Origin of the sequence: Mycobacterium sp. 1482292.6 (assembly GCF_001672995.1) — a bacterium.
Lineage (GTDB): Bacteria > Actinomycetota > Actinomycetes > Mycobacteriales > Mycobacteriaceae > Mycobacterium > Mycobacterium europaeum_A.
Genome location: NZ_LZKV01000157.1, coordinates 42014 through 58055, shown reverse-complemented (window position 1 = coordinate 58055; position 16042 = coordinate 42014). Strand labels below are relative to the sequence as shown.

Sequence of the window (16042 nt, the reverse complement as noted above, 5' to 3'; positions counted from 1 at the left end):
ACCGGCGCCGCCCGCATCGACACCAACGCCGCGACCACAGCCGAACTCCTCGCCGACAGAGCCGCGATCGACGCGGCTGCCGCCACCGCCGGCAACCTCGCCCTCGACGAACTGCAGCTGCTGTCACCGGTGACCACTCCTTGCCGCGTCGTCGCCCAGATGACCAACTTCGAATCCCACGTCATCGATTCCGGTATGGACCCAAAGACGGTGCCGCTGACGTTTTTTCGGAAATCCTCGGCCTCCATCACCGGCCCCTTCGGCGAGATCGTCCGCCCGCCGCATGTGCAGCTGCTGGACTACGAGGTCGAAATCGGCCTCGTCATCGGGCGCGACATCCCGGTGGGCACCACCATCACCGACGCGAACCTGGCCGAGTACATCGCCGGTCTGACCATCACCAACGACGTGTCCGCCCGCGACATCCAATTGCCGCAAACGCAGTTCTACGAGGCGAAGTCGTACCCGACCTTCACCCCGGTAGGGCCGGCGCTGGTGCTCGTCGACCCTACCGAGCTGACCCGATTCGGCGACCTGCGGCTGCGCCTGAGCGTCAACGGCGAGGAACGCCAGAATTCGGTCGTCGACGGCGACATGCTCTACCGACCGCTACAAGCACTGCAATCGCTGACACGATTCCAAGACCTCGCGGCCGGCGACCTGATCCTCACCGGCACCCCGGCCGGCACCGCGCTGACCGCCCCGCCCAAGCCAATCGAGATCATCGGCAACCTGCTACCACCGGCCGTCAAGTGGAAAGCCTTCTTCTCCCGACAGGCGAAGAACCCGAAGTATATGCAGCACGGCGACGTCGTCGAGGCCTCCATTGCCACCGACGACGGCGCCATCGATCTCGGCGCCCAACGGTTGGCGGTGCGCCACGCATGAGCGCCCCCAGTGGCGCGCCCGCCGAGCATGTCTCGGTGGCCATCGTGGGCGGCGGTCCCACCGGCATCACCGCGGCGACCTTGCTCGCGCAGTACGGGGTGGACACCCTGGTGCTGGACCGGTGGCCGCAGGTCTATCCGCAGCCGCGCGCCGTGCACCTCGATGATGAGGTCTACCGCATCCTGGCCCGGCTCGGCATCGCCGACGACTTCGCCGCGATCTCCCGTCCGGCCCGCGGTCTGCGCTTGGTGGACCGGAATCTGAAGGTACTGGCAGAATTCCGGCGCGATACACCGGTGACGCAGAACGGCTTTCCAGCGGCAAGCATGTTCGACCAACCCGAACTCGAGGAGTTGCTCCGCCGCAACCTCGCCCGTTTTCCGCACGCCCGATTCCGAGGTGACGTCGAGGTTCTCGGGGTGACCGCAAACGATGCGGCAGGTCCACTGCACCTGCGGATCCGCGACCGCATGACCAACCTCGAGTCGACACTCAGCGCCGACTACGTGCTGGGCTGCGACGGTGCCAACAGCACAGTGCGCGGCGCCATAGGCGCGTCGATGCGCAACCTGAAGTTCGACCAGCGCTGGCTGGTCGTCGACATCACCACCACCGCCGACCTGCAGCAGTGGGACGGCGTGCATCAGGTCTGCGACGGGCAGCGGGCCGGGACCTACATGCGTATCGGACCCACGAGGTACCGCTGGGAGTTCGCGCTGCTCGATCACGAATCGGTCGACGACTACGCCACCCTGGCCGCCCTGCGGCCGCTGATCGCCCCGTGGACGCGACACGTTGATGACGCGGACCTGCGCGTGATGCGGGCCGCCGAGTACACCTTCCGCGCTCAGATCGCCGACCGCTGGCGGCGTGGGAACATCTTTCTGCTCGGCGACGCGGCCCATCTCACCCCGCCGTTCATCGGTCAGGGCATGGGTGCCGGACTGCGCGACGCGATGAACTTGGCATGGAAGATCGCCGCCGTCCAGCGCGGAGGTCTCGCGCCCAGTGTGCTCGACAGCTACGAGGCCGAGCGACGGCCGCATGCCCGCGCCATGATCGCCTTGGCGCTCAACGTCGGACGCGCCATGACGTTTGGCGGCCGGCTCGGCGCGGCCGCCCGCGCCGTCGTGCTGCCCCGCGTGCACCTGGTGCCCGGGCTGCGGGCGAAGGTCACCGATTCGCAGACCCCGCCGCTGCGGTCCTCGACGCTGGTTCGGCGCACCCTGGCGACCCGCGGTATCACGGGGCGGCTCTGCCCAAACCCGTTTCTGGGCAACGGTTGTCGGCTCGACGACGCATTGGGAACAGGCTTCGGCGTGATCACCACCGTCGAGCTGACCCCGTCGCAGCGGGACATCGTGGCATCACGCGGTGCCCCCGCGGTCCACGCCGCCGCAGGGTCGGAGTTGGCGCACTGGCTGAACCGCCACCACGTGACGGCCGCGGTGATCCGACCCGATCGCACCGTCATGATCGCCGGCCGCAACCTCACCACCCTGTGCCGCGCTGTCCCGCTGTTCCTGGTCGACCGAGCGTCGGACATCTCGCAACGTATCGGCCCGGCCCACTAGGAATAGGAATCGTCCCCGTGTTTCGTCGCCCCTCTGCCGTACCGGTGTACCGGCCCGACATCTACACCCGCGCAGCGATTCTCGACCCCCACCCGCACTACCGTGCCTTGCGTGAACTTGGGCCCGTCGTGTGGCTGGCCCGTCACCGCCTCTACGCGCTGCCGCGCTACGCCGCATGCAAGGCCACCCTGCGCGACGACGGCCAGTTCCTGTCCGGACACGGGGTCGCAGCCAACTCGCTGGCCAACCGCCTCTCGCGCGGCACCACCCTCAACAGCGACGGCGCCGACCATGACCGGCGCCGAAAACTCCTCGCGCACCGCATGATGCCTCGCGCCCTGCGCGCGCTCGGCGACGACGTCGACGCCCAGGCCCGCTCCATCGTCGAGGACGCCCTGCGCCGGGAACAGGTGGACGCGGTCGCCGATCTCGCCACGGCCCTACCGCTGGCCGTCGTGCCCGATCTGGTGGGGTGGCCGCGCGATCAACGAGCCCGCTTACTCGATTGGGGCGCAGCTACATTCGACATCCTGGGACCGGCGAACCTGCAGGCGCTCAAAGCCGTACCGCGCAGCCTGCAGATGCTGTGCTTCGCGCGCCGCGTCGTACGCGACCGCAACGTGTTACCCGGCAGCATGGCCCATGAACTCCTGACCGCTGTCGACGAGGGCAATCTCGCCGTCGACGAAGTGCCGCCGCTGATGATCGATTACATCGCCCCGTCGCTGGACACCACCATCAGCGCTATCTCGAATGCCATCTACCTGTTCGCCCGGCATCCCGACCAGTGGGAACTGCTCAAAAGCGATCGCTCTTTGATCCCCAACGCCGTCAACGAAGTCGTGCGCTACGAGTCCCCGCTTCGCGCGTTCACTCGAAAGGCCGTGCACAGCACGGAGATCGAGGGTGTGCCCATCGCTGCTGGCGCCCGGCTGCTGCTCATCTACGCCTCAGCCAACCGTGATGAGCGCGAGTGGGATGCTCCCGACGTTTTCGACATCCGCAATGACGCCGGACGCCACGTCGGGTTCGGCAACGGCGCGCACGCCTGCGCCGGCCAAGCCCTCGCGCGGCTCGAGACCACCGCAATGCTCAAAGCCCTCACCGAGAGCGTCGAGCGCATCGAGATAGTCGCGGAGCCAACCTGGGCGATCAACAACATCATCCATCGTCACGACCACCTGCCGGTGCGGCTGATTGCGACCTCAACCCGGCGGTGACGCCTCAGACTTCCCACTGATTCACGTCGTGACATCGAGCGCGGCACGCACGATGCTGTCTGCGTCGATGCCGTGGTACCGGTACACCGCGTCGAGGTCGCCCGGCTGCCGAAAGTGTTTACTCCTGAGGACTTTAAGGCGCACCCGAGATGGTGGCCGGGAAGTCGAGGGTCTGGGGAAGCCCACCGGTACCACTGGATTCAGTGCGGTGAATTTTCGGTGTGGTGCATGCTAAATCAGCGTCCACCAAAGCTTCTTCATCTACCCAGTGGGTGGTCCCGAAATGACCCGCTTCTCAGTCAGCCCAGGGGTCACCTGCCTGATGCGGGGCTGCTCATACTTTTTGCATCTCCTTGGACCCGTGACGCAGCGGTTGCGGCCATGGTTGGGGAAGGGGGCGGGGCCGCACGCGGCGTGGCCACCAGAACCACCTGCCCAGCAAGGCTGCCAGGGAGGGCGTCATCAGCGAGCGGACAATCAGAGTGTCGAAGAGCAGGCCGAGACCGATGGTGGTGCCGACTTGTCCGATCACGATGAGTCTGCTTATGGCCATGGACATCATCGTGAAGGCGAACACCAGGCCGGCGGAGGTGACCACGGAACCGGTGCCGACCATGGCGCGGATGATGCCGGTGTTGAGCCCAGCGTGGATCTCCTCCTTCATCCGCGAGACCAGTAGCAAGTTGTAGTCGGATCCCACGGCCAACAGGATGATGACCGTCATCGGCAGCACCATCCAGTGCAGGGGAATGCCAATGATGTGTTCCCACAGCAGTACTGAGAGCCCAAACGACGCGGACAGGCTCAACACCACGGTTCCCACGATGACCGCCGCGGCAGCCACGGCCCGGGTCAAGATCACCATGATGATGAAGATCAAGATCAGTGCGGCGACCGCGACGATGAGCAGGTCGTAGTTGGCGCCCTTCTGCATGTCGGTGTACATGGCTGCGCTTCCACCGAGGTAGATCCTTGATCCCTCCAACGGTGTCCCTTTGATAGCGTCTGCTGCCGCGATTTTGAGCGGCGCCGTGCGCGACGTGCCTTCCTCTGTCAACGGGTCGCCTTGGTGAATGATGGTGAACCGCACGGCATGACCGTCCGGGGACAAGAACAGCTTCACGCCGCGTTTGAAGTCGGCGTTGTCGAATGCTTCGGGCGGCAGGTAGAAGGAGTCGTCGTTTTTGGCCTCGTCGAACGCCTGGCCCATGGCTGTGGCGTTGTCCTGCAAGGCCATGGTTTGGTCTTGCTGGGCTTTCTGGGCCTGATACTGGTTGAGCATCATCTGTTTCTGATTTTTCATCGACGCGATCATGGGCGGCATCAGGGCCACCATCTGCGGCATCAACGCGTCCATGCGGTCAAGGTCGGGAACCAGATCGGAGAGGTCGTCGGACATGGTGCTGATGCCGTCCAGGGCGTCGAACACCGACCGCAGCGACCAGCAGACCGGGATATCGAAGCAATGCCTTTCCCAGTAGAAGTAGCTGCGGATCGGGCGCCAGACATCTTCGAAATCGGCCATGTGATCGCGTAAGTCCTGTACGTCCCCGCTGGTCTTCTTCATCTTGGTGGCCATGTTGTGGGTGACGCCGGCCAATTGCTGGGTGATGGCCTGCATTTTCTCCATCGAGTCGATGCTGACCTGCATGTCGTCAGCCTGTTTGAGGGTGTTTTGCAGGACGGTCTGTTGGTAGTCGTTATTCATCACCTGGCCGGTGCTGTTCATGCTGATGTTGTAGGGGATCGAGGTGTGTTGGATCGGCCGTCCCTCGGGCCGCGTAATGGTTTGCACCTGGGCGATACCGTGCACCCGCACAAGGGCTTTGGCGATCTTGTCGATCACCAGGAAACTGGCAGGGTTACGCAAATCGTGATCGGCTTCGACCATCAACAGATCGGGATTCATCTTCGCTTGGGAGAAGTGCCGATCCGCGGCCGCATAGCCGACGTTCGCCGGGACACTAGCGGGTAAATAGATGCGGTCGTTGTAGGTGGTGTGGTAGCCGGGCAGCGTCAGCAAGCCGACCAGCGCGATCAGGATCGCCCAGATCAGGATGGCGCCGGGCCAGCGCACCGTCGCCGCACCGATACGCCGCCATCCCCGTGGCTGGGTCATGTGTTTGGGATCGAGAACCCGGCCAAAGCGACTGGCCACCGCGATCAGCGCCGGCCCGAGTGTCAACGCCGCAGCGACCACGATCGTCATGCCGATCGCCAATGGTATTCCCATGGTCTGGAAGTACGGCAGACGGGTGAAGCGCAAGCAGAAGGCCGCCCCGGCAATAGTCATTCCCGAAGCCAGCACGACGTGGGCCGTGCCGTGAAACATGCTGTAATAAGCGGCTTCTCGGTCCTCGCCCAGCCGACGCGCTTCTTGGTAGCGGCCGATCAGGAAGATGGCGTAGTCCGTGGCCGCGGCGATCGCCAGCGTCACTACCAAATTAGTCGCAAACGTCGTCAGGCCGAAAACCTTGAAATAACCGAGGAAGGCCACCAATCCCCGAGCACCGGCCAATTCCAGCAGCACCATCACCAACACGATGCCCACCGTGACCACCGATCGGTAGACGAGCAACAGCATCGTGATGATTACGGCGAAGGTGAGCAGCGTGATCACCTGCATGCTCTTGTCGCCGGTCTCGTTTTGATCGGCGCTCATTGCCGCAGGACCGGTCACATAGGCCTTGACGCCCGCCGGTGCGGGCACGCTGGCGATGACATGACGCACCGCCTCCACCGACTCGTTGGCCAGTGCTTCTCCCTGATCTCCGGCGATGTAGACCTGCACGTAGGCGGCCTTGCCGTCGACGCTTTGTGCCGCAGCGGCGGTGAACGAATCACCCCAGAAATCCTGCACGTGCTGGATATGCTTCGGGTCAGCTCGCAGCTCGCGCACCACGCGGTCATAGAACTGGTGGGCGTCGGCACCCAGCGGTTTGTCGCCTTCGAGCACGATCATCACCGAGCTGCTCGTGTCGTACTCGTGAAACACCTTGCCCACCCGTTTGGTGGCGATCATCGACGGCGCATCATTGGGACTCATCGACACCGCGCGGGTCTTTCCGACAACCTCCAGTTGCGGCACAACGGTATTGAGAACCACGACCACGGCGACCCAGGCAAGGATGATCGGCACCGCCAGCACCCGAATCGTGCGCGGTATCCCAGGGCGCGACGCGTGGCGGGCGGCCGGGATGGGCTCGGTCTGGGTTTGGTCCATCAGGGCGCTCACGCCGACTTCACCAAGCAGAAGGTCATGGCATTCACCCCGGCCACCGATCGTTCGTCCCTGACCGCGCGATCAACGGTGATCCGACAAGCAATGGAGCTACCGTCGCCCTGGGCAAGCAGATTGGGCGTTGCCGCCGGTGCGGTGGTCTGCAGCGTCAACGACCACGGCAACACCACGTCCGGGGCGCGCTGCGGCTTCCCCTCGAGGTCGAGGTAATTGATGACCGCCCTGGCCGCAGAGCCGAACACCTCGTAGGTGACGACCTTGGGGTTGAAGTCCGCTGCGCTGTCAGAACTGTTGGGCGCCACCAGGATGGGGTTGGAGCCAAAGACCGCACGCAACTTCGTCACCGCGACGCCACCGACCGCGACTGCCACCACGATGAGCAGCGGCAGCCACACCCGCCGCACGAGTCCGACCGTCGCATTCATCGCCGGCACCCGGCGCGTGATTCGCCGTGCGCCCATCGCCTCGCACCGCGGTGTTCGGGCGGGGTCACGCTCGGGCCCGACGGGATGGTGTGAACGCGAGTCGCATCGGAAAAGGCAATCAACTGCGGGCCTTTCGGCGAAAATGCGGCCAGCGCGAAGTGGATGACCGACGACGACGTGGGGGAGTAAGAGGTAACCTAACCGCCTAAGTGGATGAAGTCAATCCGCTTCTGTGGGACGGTGGTCACATCGGCTCGCGGGGTCGACACCTCGACCGGCGTGCGCTTCGGCACCGGGTTCCAATCTGCACGGTTGAGTCGGCGTTCTCGGGATCCGTTGGCGCTCATGGGTGCGATGCTGCCGGCAACGGAGGTAAGGCTCATGTGCCGTGGATGACTATGGCTCGCCCGTCATGCGCGCTCGGAGACGATCGGTCGGGTGCCTGGTCAGCTAGACGCTGCGGGATACCAGGTGCGCATCGCGGCGTCGAGCTGTTCGTCGTCGAGCGCTTCGACGGTCAACGGTTTCTGTCCCCTGCGGTGGCGGAGACCGTCGAGGAGGATCGCCACATATCGCCGCCACAGTTCCGGCTCGATATGGCCGGCGTACTCGCTGACCGTACCCGCGATCAGGCCCAAGAACGGCATGTCGTTAGGTGAGATGTCCGGGCGCAAATAGCCGTCGTCCTTGGCCCGCTCAACGAGTTTCGTCACCGTAGGGGTTAGCCGCAGCCGCGAAGCCTCGACGCGGTCACCCCCGTAAGCCTTGCTGAATACGGCTTCCCGCAACCCCCGGTCGGTTGCGGTGAGCTCGCATAACTGCTGCACGAACCACACAAACCCTCGCCACGAGTTCTTTTCTTGCAGCGCGGACTCGGCGAGCGCCGTGATCTGATCGATGCCATCTTCAAAGATCGCCTCGACCAGCTCGTCTTTGGTGGCAAATCGCCGATAAACGGTGCCCACTCCGACACCGGCGTGGTGCGCGACGTCATTGAGGGTCGCCTCGAGCCCTCTCGACGCGAAGAGGTCTCGGGCAGCCTCAACCACCCGCTGGCGATTGCGCTCAGCGTCCTTCCGCAGCGGGCGGCACGGCCCGCACCCCGACGGCACGTCGCTCAGTGTAATCGTCGGCATACTCCAGCGAAACGGATGTGAAATATCCGCTCCGGGGGGCGCTCCTGCCTACGCAATGATCAAGAGCGCAGAAGTGATGACCATGACGGCGGCGGTGACGCCGTGGACTCCCCACGCGACCGACCTCGAGCCGCCGTTGCGCAGCACGATCGACGCGTCAGCCAGCGGAATGATGGTGGCGGCCAGCATCACCCAGCCCACCAGGTGGGTTGCGCCCGCGGCCAACAGGATGATGACGAACAATCCGGTGGCGATGTCACGTATGCCCTTGACGCTCAAGTAGGCGCCAGCGAACGGCTGGTCCAGATCTGGCAGCACACCGTAGCCGGCGGCGGCCACACGGGGCGAGACCAGGAATCGCGCGCCGATGAAGACGATGCCCGCGGCTAGCAGTCCGGCCAGGACGTAGCCGATGGTGGTGGTGATGGACATGTAACGGACTCCCGGGTTTGCGTCAGTGGATTGGTGAAAACGACGTCGGGTCAAGCAGTATCGTCTGGACACCGACGATGTCGCCGACGTCGAAGCCGGCCATGTCGGCAGCGAATTCGGAACTGGTCATGATCTGCCGCGTGAGTTGTTCAGGGTCGGCCCCCGCTGGGTAGCCGATAAGTGTGATGAGGCGAGATGCGCCGCTGCGCTCGGTCCACACGCCATGGGTAGTGACACCGAACGACGCGAATGTCCTCAAGTGGCGGGCCCAGTGAACCGTTGCGTATTGGGCGAGAGCCTCGGGTGATCGCAGGGTGTAGATCCTGAGCTGAAACATCGAATTCAGCGCTCCTTCAATCTATTTCGCCTTTGCCGCGGCTATGCGGGTGCTTTAGAACATCAGCGCCACGCACAGGGCGCTCACCGCCAGACCCTGTAGCACGGCGCGGGGGCCGATGATGCTGTCCCACTTGGCTTGCAGCGCACGCCCGTTCGGCAGGTCCTGGCCGGTATCGGCGGCCGCGGTCAATTGTCGATTGATGGGAGCGCTCACCCGCGTGTAGAGGACGATCCAGATCAACAGCGCGATCAGGGCGGCGGCCGCGGCGATCGCCTGTGGCCAGTGCGCGGCCACCGCTGCGAGCGCCGCGGTCGCCGCGGTGGCCAGAACGCCGAGCACCCCCGGCATTCGCCGGTCTCCGTATCGATGCACGCTTCCTGTGACCGCAACCAGGGCACGATCGTCGACCGCGGCCAGGGCCGGTCGCAGCACCATCGCGCAGAACACATCGGTGCCGTAAACCACCGCGGTGCCGAGCAGTGCGGCCAGGGCGGCGGCGCGGGCGATCAAATCCAAGGTCATGTCAAAACTCCGCTCCGTAGGTAGGTGTTAGCAACGCTAACCCTTGGGCTCCAGCCGTGTCAATAGCAGCGCTAGTAGTTCTAGCCGTGCTATCGTTCTGCATGGGCATTGAGGACCGCCGGGAGCGGGAGCGTGCCGCGCGCCGGCGGCTGATTGTCACGACGGCGCGCAAGCTGGCCGAGGCCGACGGCTGGGATGCCGTCACGACCCGTCGGCTGTCCACCGAGATCGAGTACAGCCAACCGGTGTTGTACAAGCACTTCACCGGCATGGAGCAAATCGCTGAGGCCGTCGCCATGGACGGCTTCGGCGAACTCGCCGACGTCATTCGAGCCGCTCGCTCCGACGGCGGCTCGGACGCCGAAGCTCTGGGCCGAATCGCGCACGCCTACCTCGGCTTTGCCCGCGCCAACCCGGCGGTGTACGACGCGATGTTCACGCGCGCGACCACCCTGCGCTTCGCCGCGCCGGACACACCGCCGCAGTTGGCGACGGCGTTCGATGAGCTGCGCCAAGCGGTTCGACTCGTGGCTGATGAGCATGACGCGGATACCCTCACCGAAGTGTTCTGGGCCGCGCTACACGGCCTGGTGATACTCAGTCGCACGGGTCGGTTGCGCCCAGACCACGACGCGGAGCGTCTCCAACTGCTGGTCAAGGAGTTCGCCGGCAGACACGAAACGCTCGACTAAGCAACGCGTCCGCGCCGTGCGCCTCGGCCGACGCTCTTCAAGCAATCATCACCATGGCAGCGCACCGTCGCGGTTGACGAACGTGCCGGTCGGACCGTCTGCGCCAATCTGTGCCATGTGAACGATCGCCTCGGCGCCCTCGGCCACCGTCTGCGTACCGGTGTTGCCGTTGAGGTCCGTCTTCGTGAACCCGGGATCGACGGCGTTGATCCGGATGTGCGGGAACGCCTTGGCGTACTGCACGGTGACCATGTTCAGCGCCGCCTTCGACGCCGGGTAGGCCACGCCGGGATAGAAGTCCGCAGGGGCGGACGAGAGCAGGGTCAGCGACCCCAGGCCGCTGCCGACGTTGACCACCACTGGCGCGGCAGACCTCTGCAGCAGCGGTAAAAACGCGTGCAACACCCGGACCGTTCCAAAGACATTTGTCTCGAACGTCTTTCGCATCACGTCGGCGGTCACGTCCGCGGGACCGATCACCGCGTTGCCGTCGGCGCGTTCCTCGATCCCGGCGTTGTTGACCAAAACGTCGAGCCCGCCGGCGGACTCGATGGTCCGAACCGCGGCCTGCACCGACTCGTCGTCGGTGATGTCAAGCTGGATAGCGCGCGCGCCCACGGCGCCAGCGGCCAGGCGACCCCGTTCCGCGTCGCGGCTACCCAGGTACACGGTCTGTCCCAGCCCCACCAGGTGGCGAGCGGTTTCCAAGCCGATACCTTTGTTTGCTCCTGTGATGAGTGTCGTCGTCATGACCCCACGATGCGATGCGGCCACCCCCTGAGCCAGGAGTCCGATTTTCCTAGGACCGCCGATACCAGGACGGCTCAATCGAATAAGGGCAAAGTGGACGCATGGCGACGACGGAATTCGGGCTGGCGCTGCGCGCCTGGCGGGACAAAGTGGCTCCGGAAGCCGCCGGACTCTCCGGAGGGAGTCATCGGCGTGCCGCCGGCTTGCGTCGTGAAGAACTCGCGCAGCTGGCCGGAATCTCGGTCGACTACATAACCCGCTTGGAGCAGGGGCGTGCGGTCAATCCGTCGGAACAGGTCATCGAGGCTCTGGCCCGGGCGTTGAGGCTGTCCAGCGCGGATCGCATCCGCCTGTTCAACTTGGCCGGCCGGGTGCCGCCGGGGCAGGGCACGGTACCGGCCTATATTCCGCCGGGCGTGCAACGGATGCTCGACCGGCTACGGGAGACGCCGGTGGCCGTGTTCGACGCGGCGCTGACGCAGCTGATGGCCAGCCCGCTCTACGTCGCGCTCATGGGCGAGCATGTCGGCAAGGAGCGAAACGCGCTGTGGCGCAACTTTCTCGGTGCCCGCGGCCGGATACGACACACGCCGGAGTCGCTGCTTGACTTGCAAACCGCCCAAGTCGCGGCGTTGCGGGCAACGGCGCAACGCTATCCCGCCGACCAGGCCGTGCGACGGTTGATCGACGAACTAAAGGCTGAGAGTGGCCTTTTCGCCGAGCTGTGGGATTCGTCCGCCGTGGTCAACTATCAGCTGGCGTCGCGTAAGACCATCGTCCACCCGCAGGTCGGCGCGATCACCCTGGATTGCGACATGCTGACTGTTCCCGGCGCCGACCTGACGATCATGCTCTACACCGCCGAACCCGGCACGGAGGACGCCGAGCGGCTGGCGCTGCTGGCGGTCATCGGCGCTCAATCGCTCGTCGGCTAGCTCGTCGGCGCCTAAGGCGCCACCTGGACGCGATCGAGCCCATCTACCCAACGGGTGCCATCGCCGATGCTTCAATCTCGAAGCATCGTGACGACGATCACAGGCGTCGCGGAAATCGCTTCGATGTCGAAGCGGTTGCTACTCACGTAGCTGCTTCGAATTCGAAGCAAATGACAAAGGAGAAGATCATGAAAGCCGTGCGATACCACCGTTATGGCAGTAGCGACGTTCTGCAGTACGAGGAGGCCCCGCGACCGGTGCCAGGACCACAGCAGGTGCTGGTGAAGGTGGCCGCCACCTCGTTCAACCCGGTCGATGCTGGCATCCGCGGGGGATATCTGTCTGAGGTGTACAAAATCAGCTTCCCGCACGTCCCCGGCGTCGATGTGGCCGGGACGATCGTCGAAATCGGTGCGCAAGTGCAGGGGTGGAGAATCGGCGATGCGGTCGTGGCCTTTCTGCCGTTGGATGCCGATGGCGCTGCGGCCGATTACGCGCTCGCGCCGGTCGAGTCCGTGGCCGCCGCGCCGCGAACGGTGGCTCTCGCCGACGCGGCCGCGCTACCGGAGGCCGGATTGACCGCGTGGCAGGCGCTGTTCGAGATCGCCGGGCTGACCGTGGGGCAGACGGTCCTGATCAACGGTGCGTCCGGTGCGGTCGGCGGCTATGCAGTTCAGCTGGCCAAGCAGGCCGGGGCCGTCGTCACCGCGACCGCTAAGCCGCACGACGCCGACCGTCTGCGCGGCTATGGCGCCGACCGGATCGTCGACTACATCGACTACACGCACGCGCCGATCACCGTCGACGGAGCGCCATTCGACGTGGTACTCAATCTGGTCTCCACCACCCCAGAGCAGACCGAAGCCCTCATCCACGTCGTCGCCGACGGCGGTTTCCACGTCGGCACCATGGTTTCGGGGCCGGAAGACCCCGGCCGCGGCGTCCGCACGCAGCGGGTCTTCGTCCGCAGCGACGCTGAGCAGCTCGCACACCTGGTCGGCCGCGTCGACGCCGGGCAACTGCACATCGAGGTCGCCGACCGCCGCGGCCTGGATCAGGCCGCGGCCGTGCACGCCGAATCCGACGCCGGCCGGCTGCGCGGCAAGACCATCCTCCTGCCCGCCGAGCAGTAGACCGCTGGCCCAACCATTCAGCGCGGGTAGACCGGGGCTATGGTTCCGGTCTACCCGCATGCGCGCGGGGTCGCTGCCGCTCCCGACAGATGTCTGGTGAGAAAAGTTGTGCCGCCGTGTCTTTCACACTCGCTCGATGGTCGCCGCCGGGCGGAGGCTACCAGCGCGTAGCGAAACCCAGCCACTTCGATGTCGAAACATTAGAATCCAAGCATGGCCGAAGCCCTCAACCCCAATCAACTGCGGGCCTACTTCGCCCTGATGGAGGCGGTGAGCCTGCTGCAATATGCGGTGCGCGAACAGTTGCAGGCCGAAGGAGGACTGAGCTACGTGCAGTTCGAGATTTTGGCCAAGCTCGCTGACGCCCAACGGAAGCTCACCATGACCGAGTTGGCGGACGGCGTGGTGTACAGCCGTTCCGGCCTGACCCATCAGGCAGGGCTATTGGAAAAGCAGGGGCTCATCACTCGCGCGGTTTCCCCTGACGACCAGCGCGCCACGGTCGTGGACATCACCAAGAAGGGCCGGGCCCGTGTTGCCAAGGTCCTGCCCGGTCACATCCAGGTGGTGCGAGACCTGCTGTTCGGCTCGCTGTCCGCCCGCGAGGTGCGAATCCTCGGCGACATGATGAGCAGTGCCCGCGACCATATGCGTGCTCGGCCGCCCCGCTCGGCCGCCCCACGCAATCGGGTCGCAAGGGGACACAGCTAGTGCGCGTTGGCAATTGCCTCCCGCATCCCCCGACGGACCTGTTGCCTCGCGACCGGACCATCGGTCGAAACGCTCTGGTCGCAGCTACAACTGAGGCCACCGAACGGATCGGGCTCACCGCCAACGCCCGGATCGGCGCCCGCCGTCGTCGCCACCGAAGCGCCGAACACCACGATCAGGGCGGTGCACATCACCGCTTTCATGCTGAAAGACAGCGATTTTCGGTTCGGCGTGGAGCGCCGCGCGGTCTGGTGTGCTTTGGGCACGTTCATGGCGATTTCCTTTGCGGTCGAAGAGCTTATCCACCCTTTGACGATGTGATAACCGATTCGGTGCCCTAGCCGGCCACCGGCGAATGCGGAATCAGCGAGACGCGCATGCCGATGCGTTGAACGGCGCCCTCCGATTCGCGTCCGACCATGCCGCCCAATGGCAGCTTGGACACCGCGGTGCCGGGTGATGCCGCGGGTGCGACGGCCCAACCGCCCGGCGCGGCACCGCCGCCCAGCGCCGGCAGCGGGGCCACGGACGAAACCGTCGTCGCCCAACTCGGGGGTACGGACAAGGTGCTCAGCGCGCTGGCTTGGCCCACGCTCGCCGCGGCGCCCTGGCCCAGTCCCGCCAGCGGCTCGAGGCCTCCCACGCCGGCCGCGGCGCTGGCCCCTCCCATGCCGGCTATGCCCTGGGCGCCCTCGGCCCCCAGGATGGAACCGGCGCCCGCTTCGTCCAGTGCCAAGCCCTGATAATCCAAATCGAGGCCGTAGAGGTCGATGCCGATTCCACCGCCGTCGGCGATCAGACCGGCGCCGTCGGCGCCGTATCCTGCCGCCTCGGAGGCCAGGCCCGCAGTGGCCCCGTCCGCCGCGGGTGCGGCGGCGAGCGCCGAGGCCAGGCCCGAGGCCGCGCCGGCACCGGTGCTCGCGCTCTTGGTCGCACCCTTGCCCGAGGCGCCGGTCAAACCCGACAGGGAACTGAGCGGTGCGGAGGCTCCCGACGACCCGAGCGACGCGCCCGTGCCCATTGCCGCCTGCGACAGACCGGTGCTCGAGGATGACCCGGGGGTCGAGAGGCCCTGCAGAGTCTGGGGCACCGAAGAGGCCCACTGCGTCGCCGATGTGTGTGCGCTGCTACCGAATTGGGCCGTCGCGCGCGTGACGGTGCCGATGTGGCCGGCGAGGCCGCCCGGATTCGTCGTCTGCGGCGGCGTCGCAATCGGCGAAAGCCTCGACGCGGCAGCCGAATTGGCGGCGTAGGTGTACATCGCGGCGGCGTCCTGCGCCCACATCTCGCTGTACTCGGCCTCGGTCGCCATGATGACCGGCGTGTTCTGGCCGAAGATGTTGGTCTGGATTAATGCCAATAGCCGGGCGCGGTTGGCTGCGATCAGCGGAGGTCGCACTGTCATCGCGTAAGCGGTTTCGAACGCCACCGCGGCGGCCGTGGCCTGCGTCGCCGTTTGCCCACATTGTTCGGCGGTGGCGGCCATCCACGCCATGTAGGGCAGCACGGCGCCCGCCATCGACATCGACGCGGGCCCCGACCAGGACTCGCCGGTGAGGCCCGCGATCACGGCGTGGTAGCTTCCGGCGCCGTCCGCCAGCTCGGCGGCCAGCGACTCCCATCCCGCGGCGGCGGCCAGCAAGGTGGCGGGCCCGGGACCGAGGTACATCCGACCGGAGTTGATCTCTGGTGGCAATGCGCCAAAATCCATGTCTTTCCCTAACTTCTTGGTGCCTGTGTTGGCTGACCGTGCCGAGGCCATCGCGTCGCTGGACGTTGGTGGCGTCGCGCCCCACGTCGGGTCAGCAGATGAAGTAGCTGATTGAAAATCGCCGAAGCCGACGCGCAGAGGCGCCATGGTTGACGACGACGCCCGAGGATCGCGGCGATTGAGGCAGATTGGCTTCGACCGCGAAGATCGCATCGATGCAACTGCCGCGACTGCGGATCAGCCGACGTCAGGCACGCGAAACCTGTTGACGGCTAACGCCGGACCTGCCGCGACGGCGTTGCCCGCGAGAGTCCGCCATGCATGATCAGCAG

At 65.7% G+C, this 16042-nt stretch carries 16 protein-coding genes; 7 read left to right on the top strand and 9 right to left on the bottom strand.

Translation table 11 applies throughout. From position 1 onward, the window contains the following. The 3 genes from A5624_RS15760 to A5624_RS15750 all read left to right on the top strand — a co-directional run. Positions 1 to 888: fumarylacetoacetate hydrolase family protein (locus tag A5624_RS15760; protein ID WP_066867867.1), on the top strand; the 888-nt coding region annotated here is incomplete at its 5' end. Then, positions 885 to 2462 carry a bifunctional 3-(3-hydroxy-phenyl)propionate/3-hydroxycinnamic acid hydroxylase gene (locus A5624_RS15755; protein ID WP_066867864.1) on the top strand — a complete coding sequence of 526 codons (1578 nt, stop codon included), beginning with the start codon at positions 885 to 887 and terminating at the stop codon, positions 2460 to 2462. The genes A5624_RS15760 and A5624_RS15755, both read left to right, overlap by 4 nt. 17 nt (positions 2463 to 2479) lie before the next feature. Then, entirely contained in the window at positions 2480 to 3682 is a 1203-nt protein-coding gene (locus tag A5624_RS15750) for a cytochrome P450 (protein ID WP_066867861.1), read from the top strand. A 334-nt stretch (positions 3683 to 4016) separates the two neighbouring features. Here A5624_RS15750 and A5624_RS15745 read toward each other — a convergent pair whose 3' ends face one another. The 6 genes from A5624_RS15745 to A5624_RS15720 all read right to left on the bottom strand — a co-directional run bounded on the left by A5624_RS15745 (position 4017) and on the right by A5624_RS15720 (position 9778). Then, positions 4017 to 6905, bottom strand: a complete 2889-nt coding sequence (locus A5624_RS15745) for an RND family transporter (protein WP_156749041.1) — start codon at positions 6903 to 6905, stop codon at positions 4017 to 4019. Between the two features lie 8 nt (positions 6906 to 6913). After that, the gene (locus A5624_RS15740; RefSeq protein WP_304441480.1) at positions 6914 to 7384 is read right to left on the bottom strand and encodes an MmpS family transport accessory protein; all 471 of its coding nucleotides are present in this window, start codon (positions 7382 to 7384) and stop codon (positions 6914 to 6916) included. 410 nt (positions 7385 to 7794) lie between these two features. After that, a complete protein-coding gene (locus tag A5624_RS15735; RefSeq protein WP_231997999.1) occupies positions 7795 to 8460 on the bottom strand; it encodes a TetR/AcrR family transcriptional regulator in 666 nt (221 codons plus the stop codon). Between the two features lie 72 nt (positions 8461 to 8532). Further along, positions 8533 to 8916, bottom strand: a complete 384-nt coding sequence (locus A5624_RS15730) for a DUF4267 domain-containing protein (RefSeq protein ID WP_066867848.1) — start codon at positions 8914 to 8916, stop codon at positions 8533 to 8535. A gap of 22 nt (positions 8917 to 8938) precedes the next feature. After that, positions 8939 to 9253, bottom strand: a complete 315-nt coding sequence (locus A5624_RS15725; protein WP_066867845.1) for an NIPSNAP family protein — start codon at positions 9251 to 9253, stop codon at positions 8939 to 8941. 54 nt (positions 9254 to 9307) lie between these two features. Continuing rightward, positions 9308 to 9778, bottom strand: coding sequence for a DUF1772 domain-containing protein (locus A5624_RS15720; RefSeq protein ID WP_066867842.1), 471 nt, complete (start codon positions 9776 to 9778; stop codon positions 9308 to 9310). 101 nt (positions 9779 to 9879) lie between these two features. Here A5624_RS15720 and A5624_RS15715 point away from each other — a divergent pair, with 101 nt between their 5' ends. Next, a complete protein-coding gene (locus A5624_RS15715; RefSeq protein ID WP_066867840.1) occupies positions 9880 to 10470 on the top strand; it encodes a TetR/AcrR family transcriptional regulator in 591 nt (196 codons plus the stop codon). A gap of 48 nt (positions 10471 to 10518) precedes the next feature. Here A5624_RS15715 and A5624_RS15710 read toward each other — a convergent pair whose 3' ends face one another. Next, a complete protein-coding gene (locus A5624_RS15710) occupies positions 10519 to 11220 on the bottom strand; it encodes an SDR family NAD(P)-dependent oxidoreductase (RefSeq protein ID WP_066867836.1) in 702 nt (233 codons plus the stop codon). Positions 11221 to 11321: 101 nt separating this feature from the next. Here A5624_RS15710 and A5624_RS15705 point away from each other — a divergent pair, with 101 nt between their 5' ends. The 3 genes from A5624_RS15705 to A5624_RS15695 all read left to right on the top strand — a co-directional run bounded on the left by A5624_RS15705 (position 11322) and on the right by A5624_RS15695 (position 13999). After that, positions 11322 to 12155 (top strand): helix-turn-helix transcriptional regulator, encoded by an 834-nt coding sequence (locus tag A5624_RS15705; RefSeq protein WP_066867833.1) that lies wholly within the window; start codon positions 11322 to 11324, stop codon positions 12153 to 12155. 188 nt (positions 12156 to 12343) lie between these two features. Next, complete coding sequence (locus tag A5624_RS15700; protein WP_066867884.1) at positions 12344 to 13288, top strand: NADP-dependent oxidoreductase; 945 nt, start codon at positions 12344 to 12346, stop codon at positions 13286 to 13288. 213 nt (positions 13289 to 13501) lie between these two features. Beyond that, positions 13502 to 13999 (top strand): MarR family winged helix-turn-helix transcriptional regulator, encoded by a 498-nt coding sequence (locus tag A5624_RS15695; protein WP_066867830.1) that lies wholly within the window; start codon positions 13502 to 13504, stop codon positions 13997 to 13999. Here the strand turns inward: A5624_RS15695 and A5624_RS15690 are convergent. Both A5624_RS15690 and A5624_RS15685 read right to left on the bottom strand, forming a co-directional pair. Then, complete coding sequence (locus A5624_RS15690; protein WP_232002265.1) at positions 13996 to 14271, bottom strand: hypothetical protein; 276 nt, start codon at positions 14269 to 14271, stop codon at positions 13996 to 13998. The genes A5624_RS15695 and A5624_RS15690 overlap by 4 nt on opposite strands. Before the next feature lie 65 nt (positions 14272 to 14336). Further along, entirely contained in the window at positions 14337 to 15710 is a 1374-nt protein-coding gene (locus A5624_RS15685) for a PPE family protein (RefSeq protein WP_066867827.1), read from the bottom strand. Positions 15711 to 16042 lie beyond the last annotated feature (332 nt).

Excerpts from the sequence above, each read along its gene's own strand:
- A5624_RS15755 (WP_066867864.1), top strand. The coding sequence starts at position 885 with ATGAGCGCCCCCAGTGGCGCGCCCGCCGAGCATGTCTCGGTGGCCATC.
- A5624_RS15745 (WP_156749041.1), bottom strand. The coding sequence starts at position 6,905 with ATGGACCAAACCCAGACCGAGCCCATCCCGGCCGCCCGCCACGCGTCG.
- A5624_RS15740 (WP_304441480.1), bottom strand. The coding sequence starts at position 7,384 with ATGGGCGCACGGCGAATCACGCGCCGGGTGCCGGCGATGAATGCGACG.
- A5624_RS15730 (WP_066867848.1), bottom strand. The coding sequence starts at position 8,916 with ATGTCCATCACCACCACCATCGGCTACGTCCTGGCCGGACTGCTAGCC.
- A5624_RS15725 (WP_066867845.1), bottom strand. The coding sequence starts at position 9,253 with ATGTTTCAGCTCAGGATCTACACCCTGCGATCACCCGAGGCTCTCGCC.
- A5624_RS15720 (WP_066867842.1), bottom strand. The coding sequence starts at position 9,778 with ATGACCTTGGATTTGATCGCCCGCGCCGCCGCCCTGGCCGCACTGCTC.
- A5624_RS15715 (WP_066867840.1), top strand. The coding sequence starts at position 9,880 with ATGGGCATTGAGGACCGCCGGGAGCGGGAGCGTGCCGCGCGCCGGCGG.
- A5624_RS15710 (WP_066867836.1), bottom strand. The coding sequence starts at position 11,220 with ATGACGACGACACTCATCACAGGAGCAAACAAAGGTATCGGCTTGGAA.
- A5624_RS15705 (WP_066867833.1), top strand. The coding sequence starts at position 11,322 with ATGGCGACGACGGAATTCGGGCTGGCGCTGCGCGCCTGGCGGGACAAA.
- A5624_RS15700 (WP_066867884.1), top strand. The coding sequence starts at position 12,344 with ATGAAAGCCGTGCGATACCACCGTTATGGCAGTAGCGACGTTCTGCAG.
- A5624_RS15695 (WP_066867830.1), top strand. The coding sequence starts at position 13,502 with ATGGCCGAAGCCCTCAACCCCAATCAACTGCGGGCCTACTTCGCCCTG.
- A5624_RS15690 (WP_232002265.1), bottom strand. The coding sequence starts at position 14,271 with ATGAACGTGCCCAAAGCACACCAGACCGCGCGGCGCTCCACGCCGAAC.
- A5624_RS15685 (WP_066867827.1), bottom strand. The coding sequence starts at position 15,710 with ATGGATTTTGGCGCATTGCCACCAGAGATCAACTCCGGTCGGATGTAC.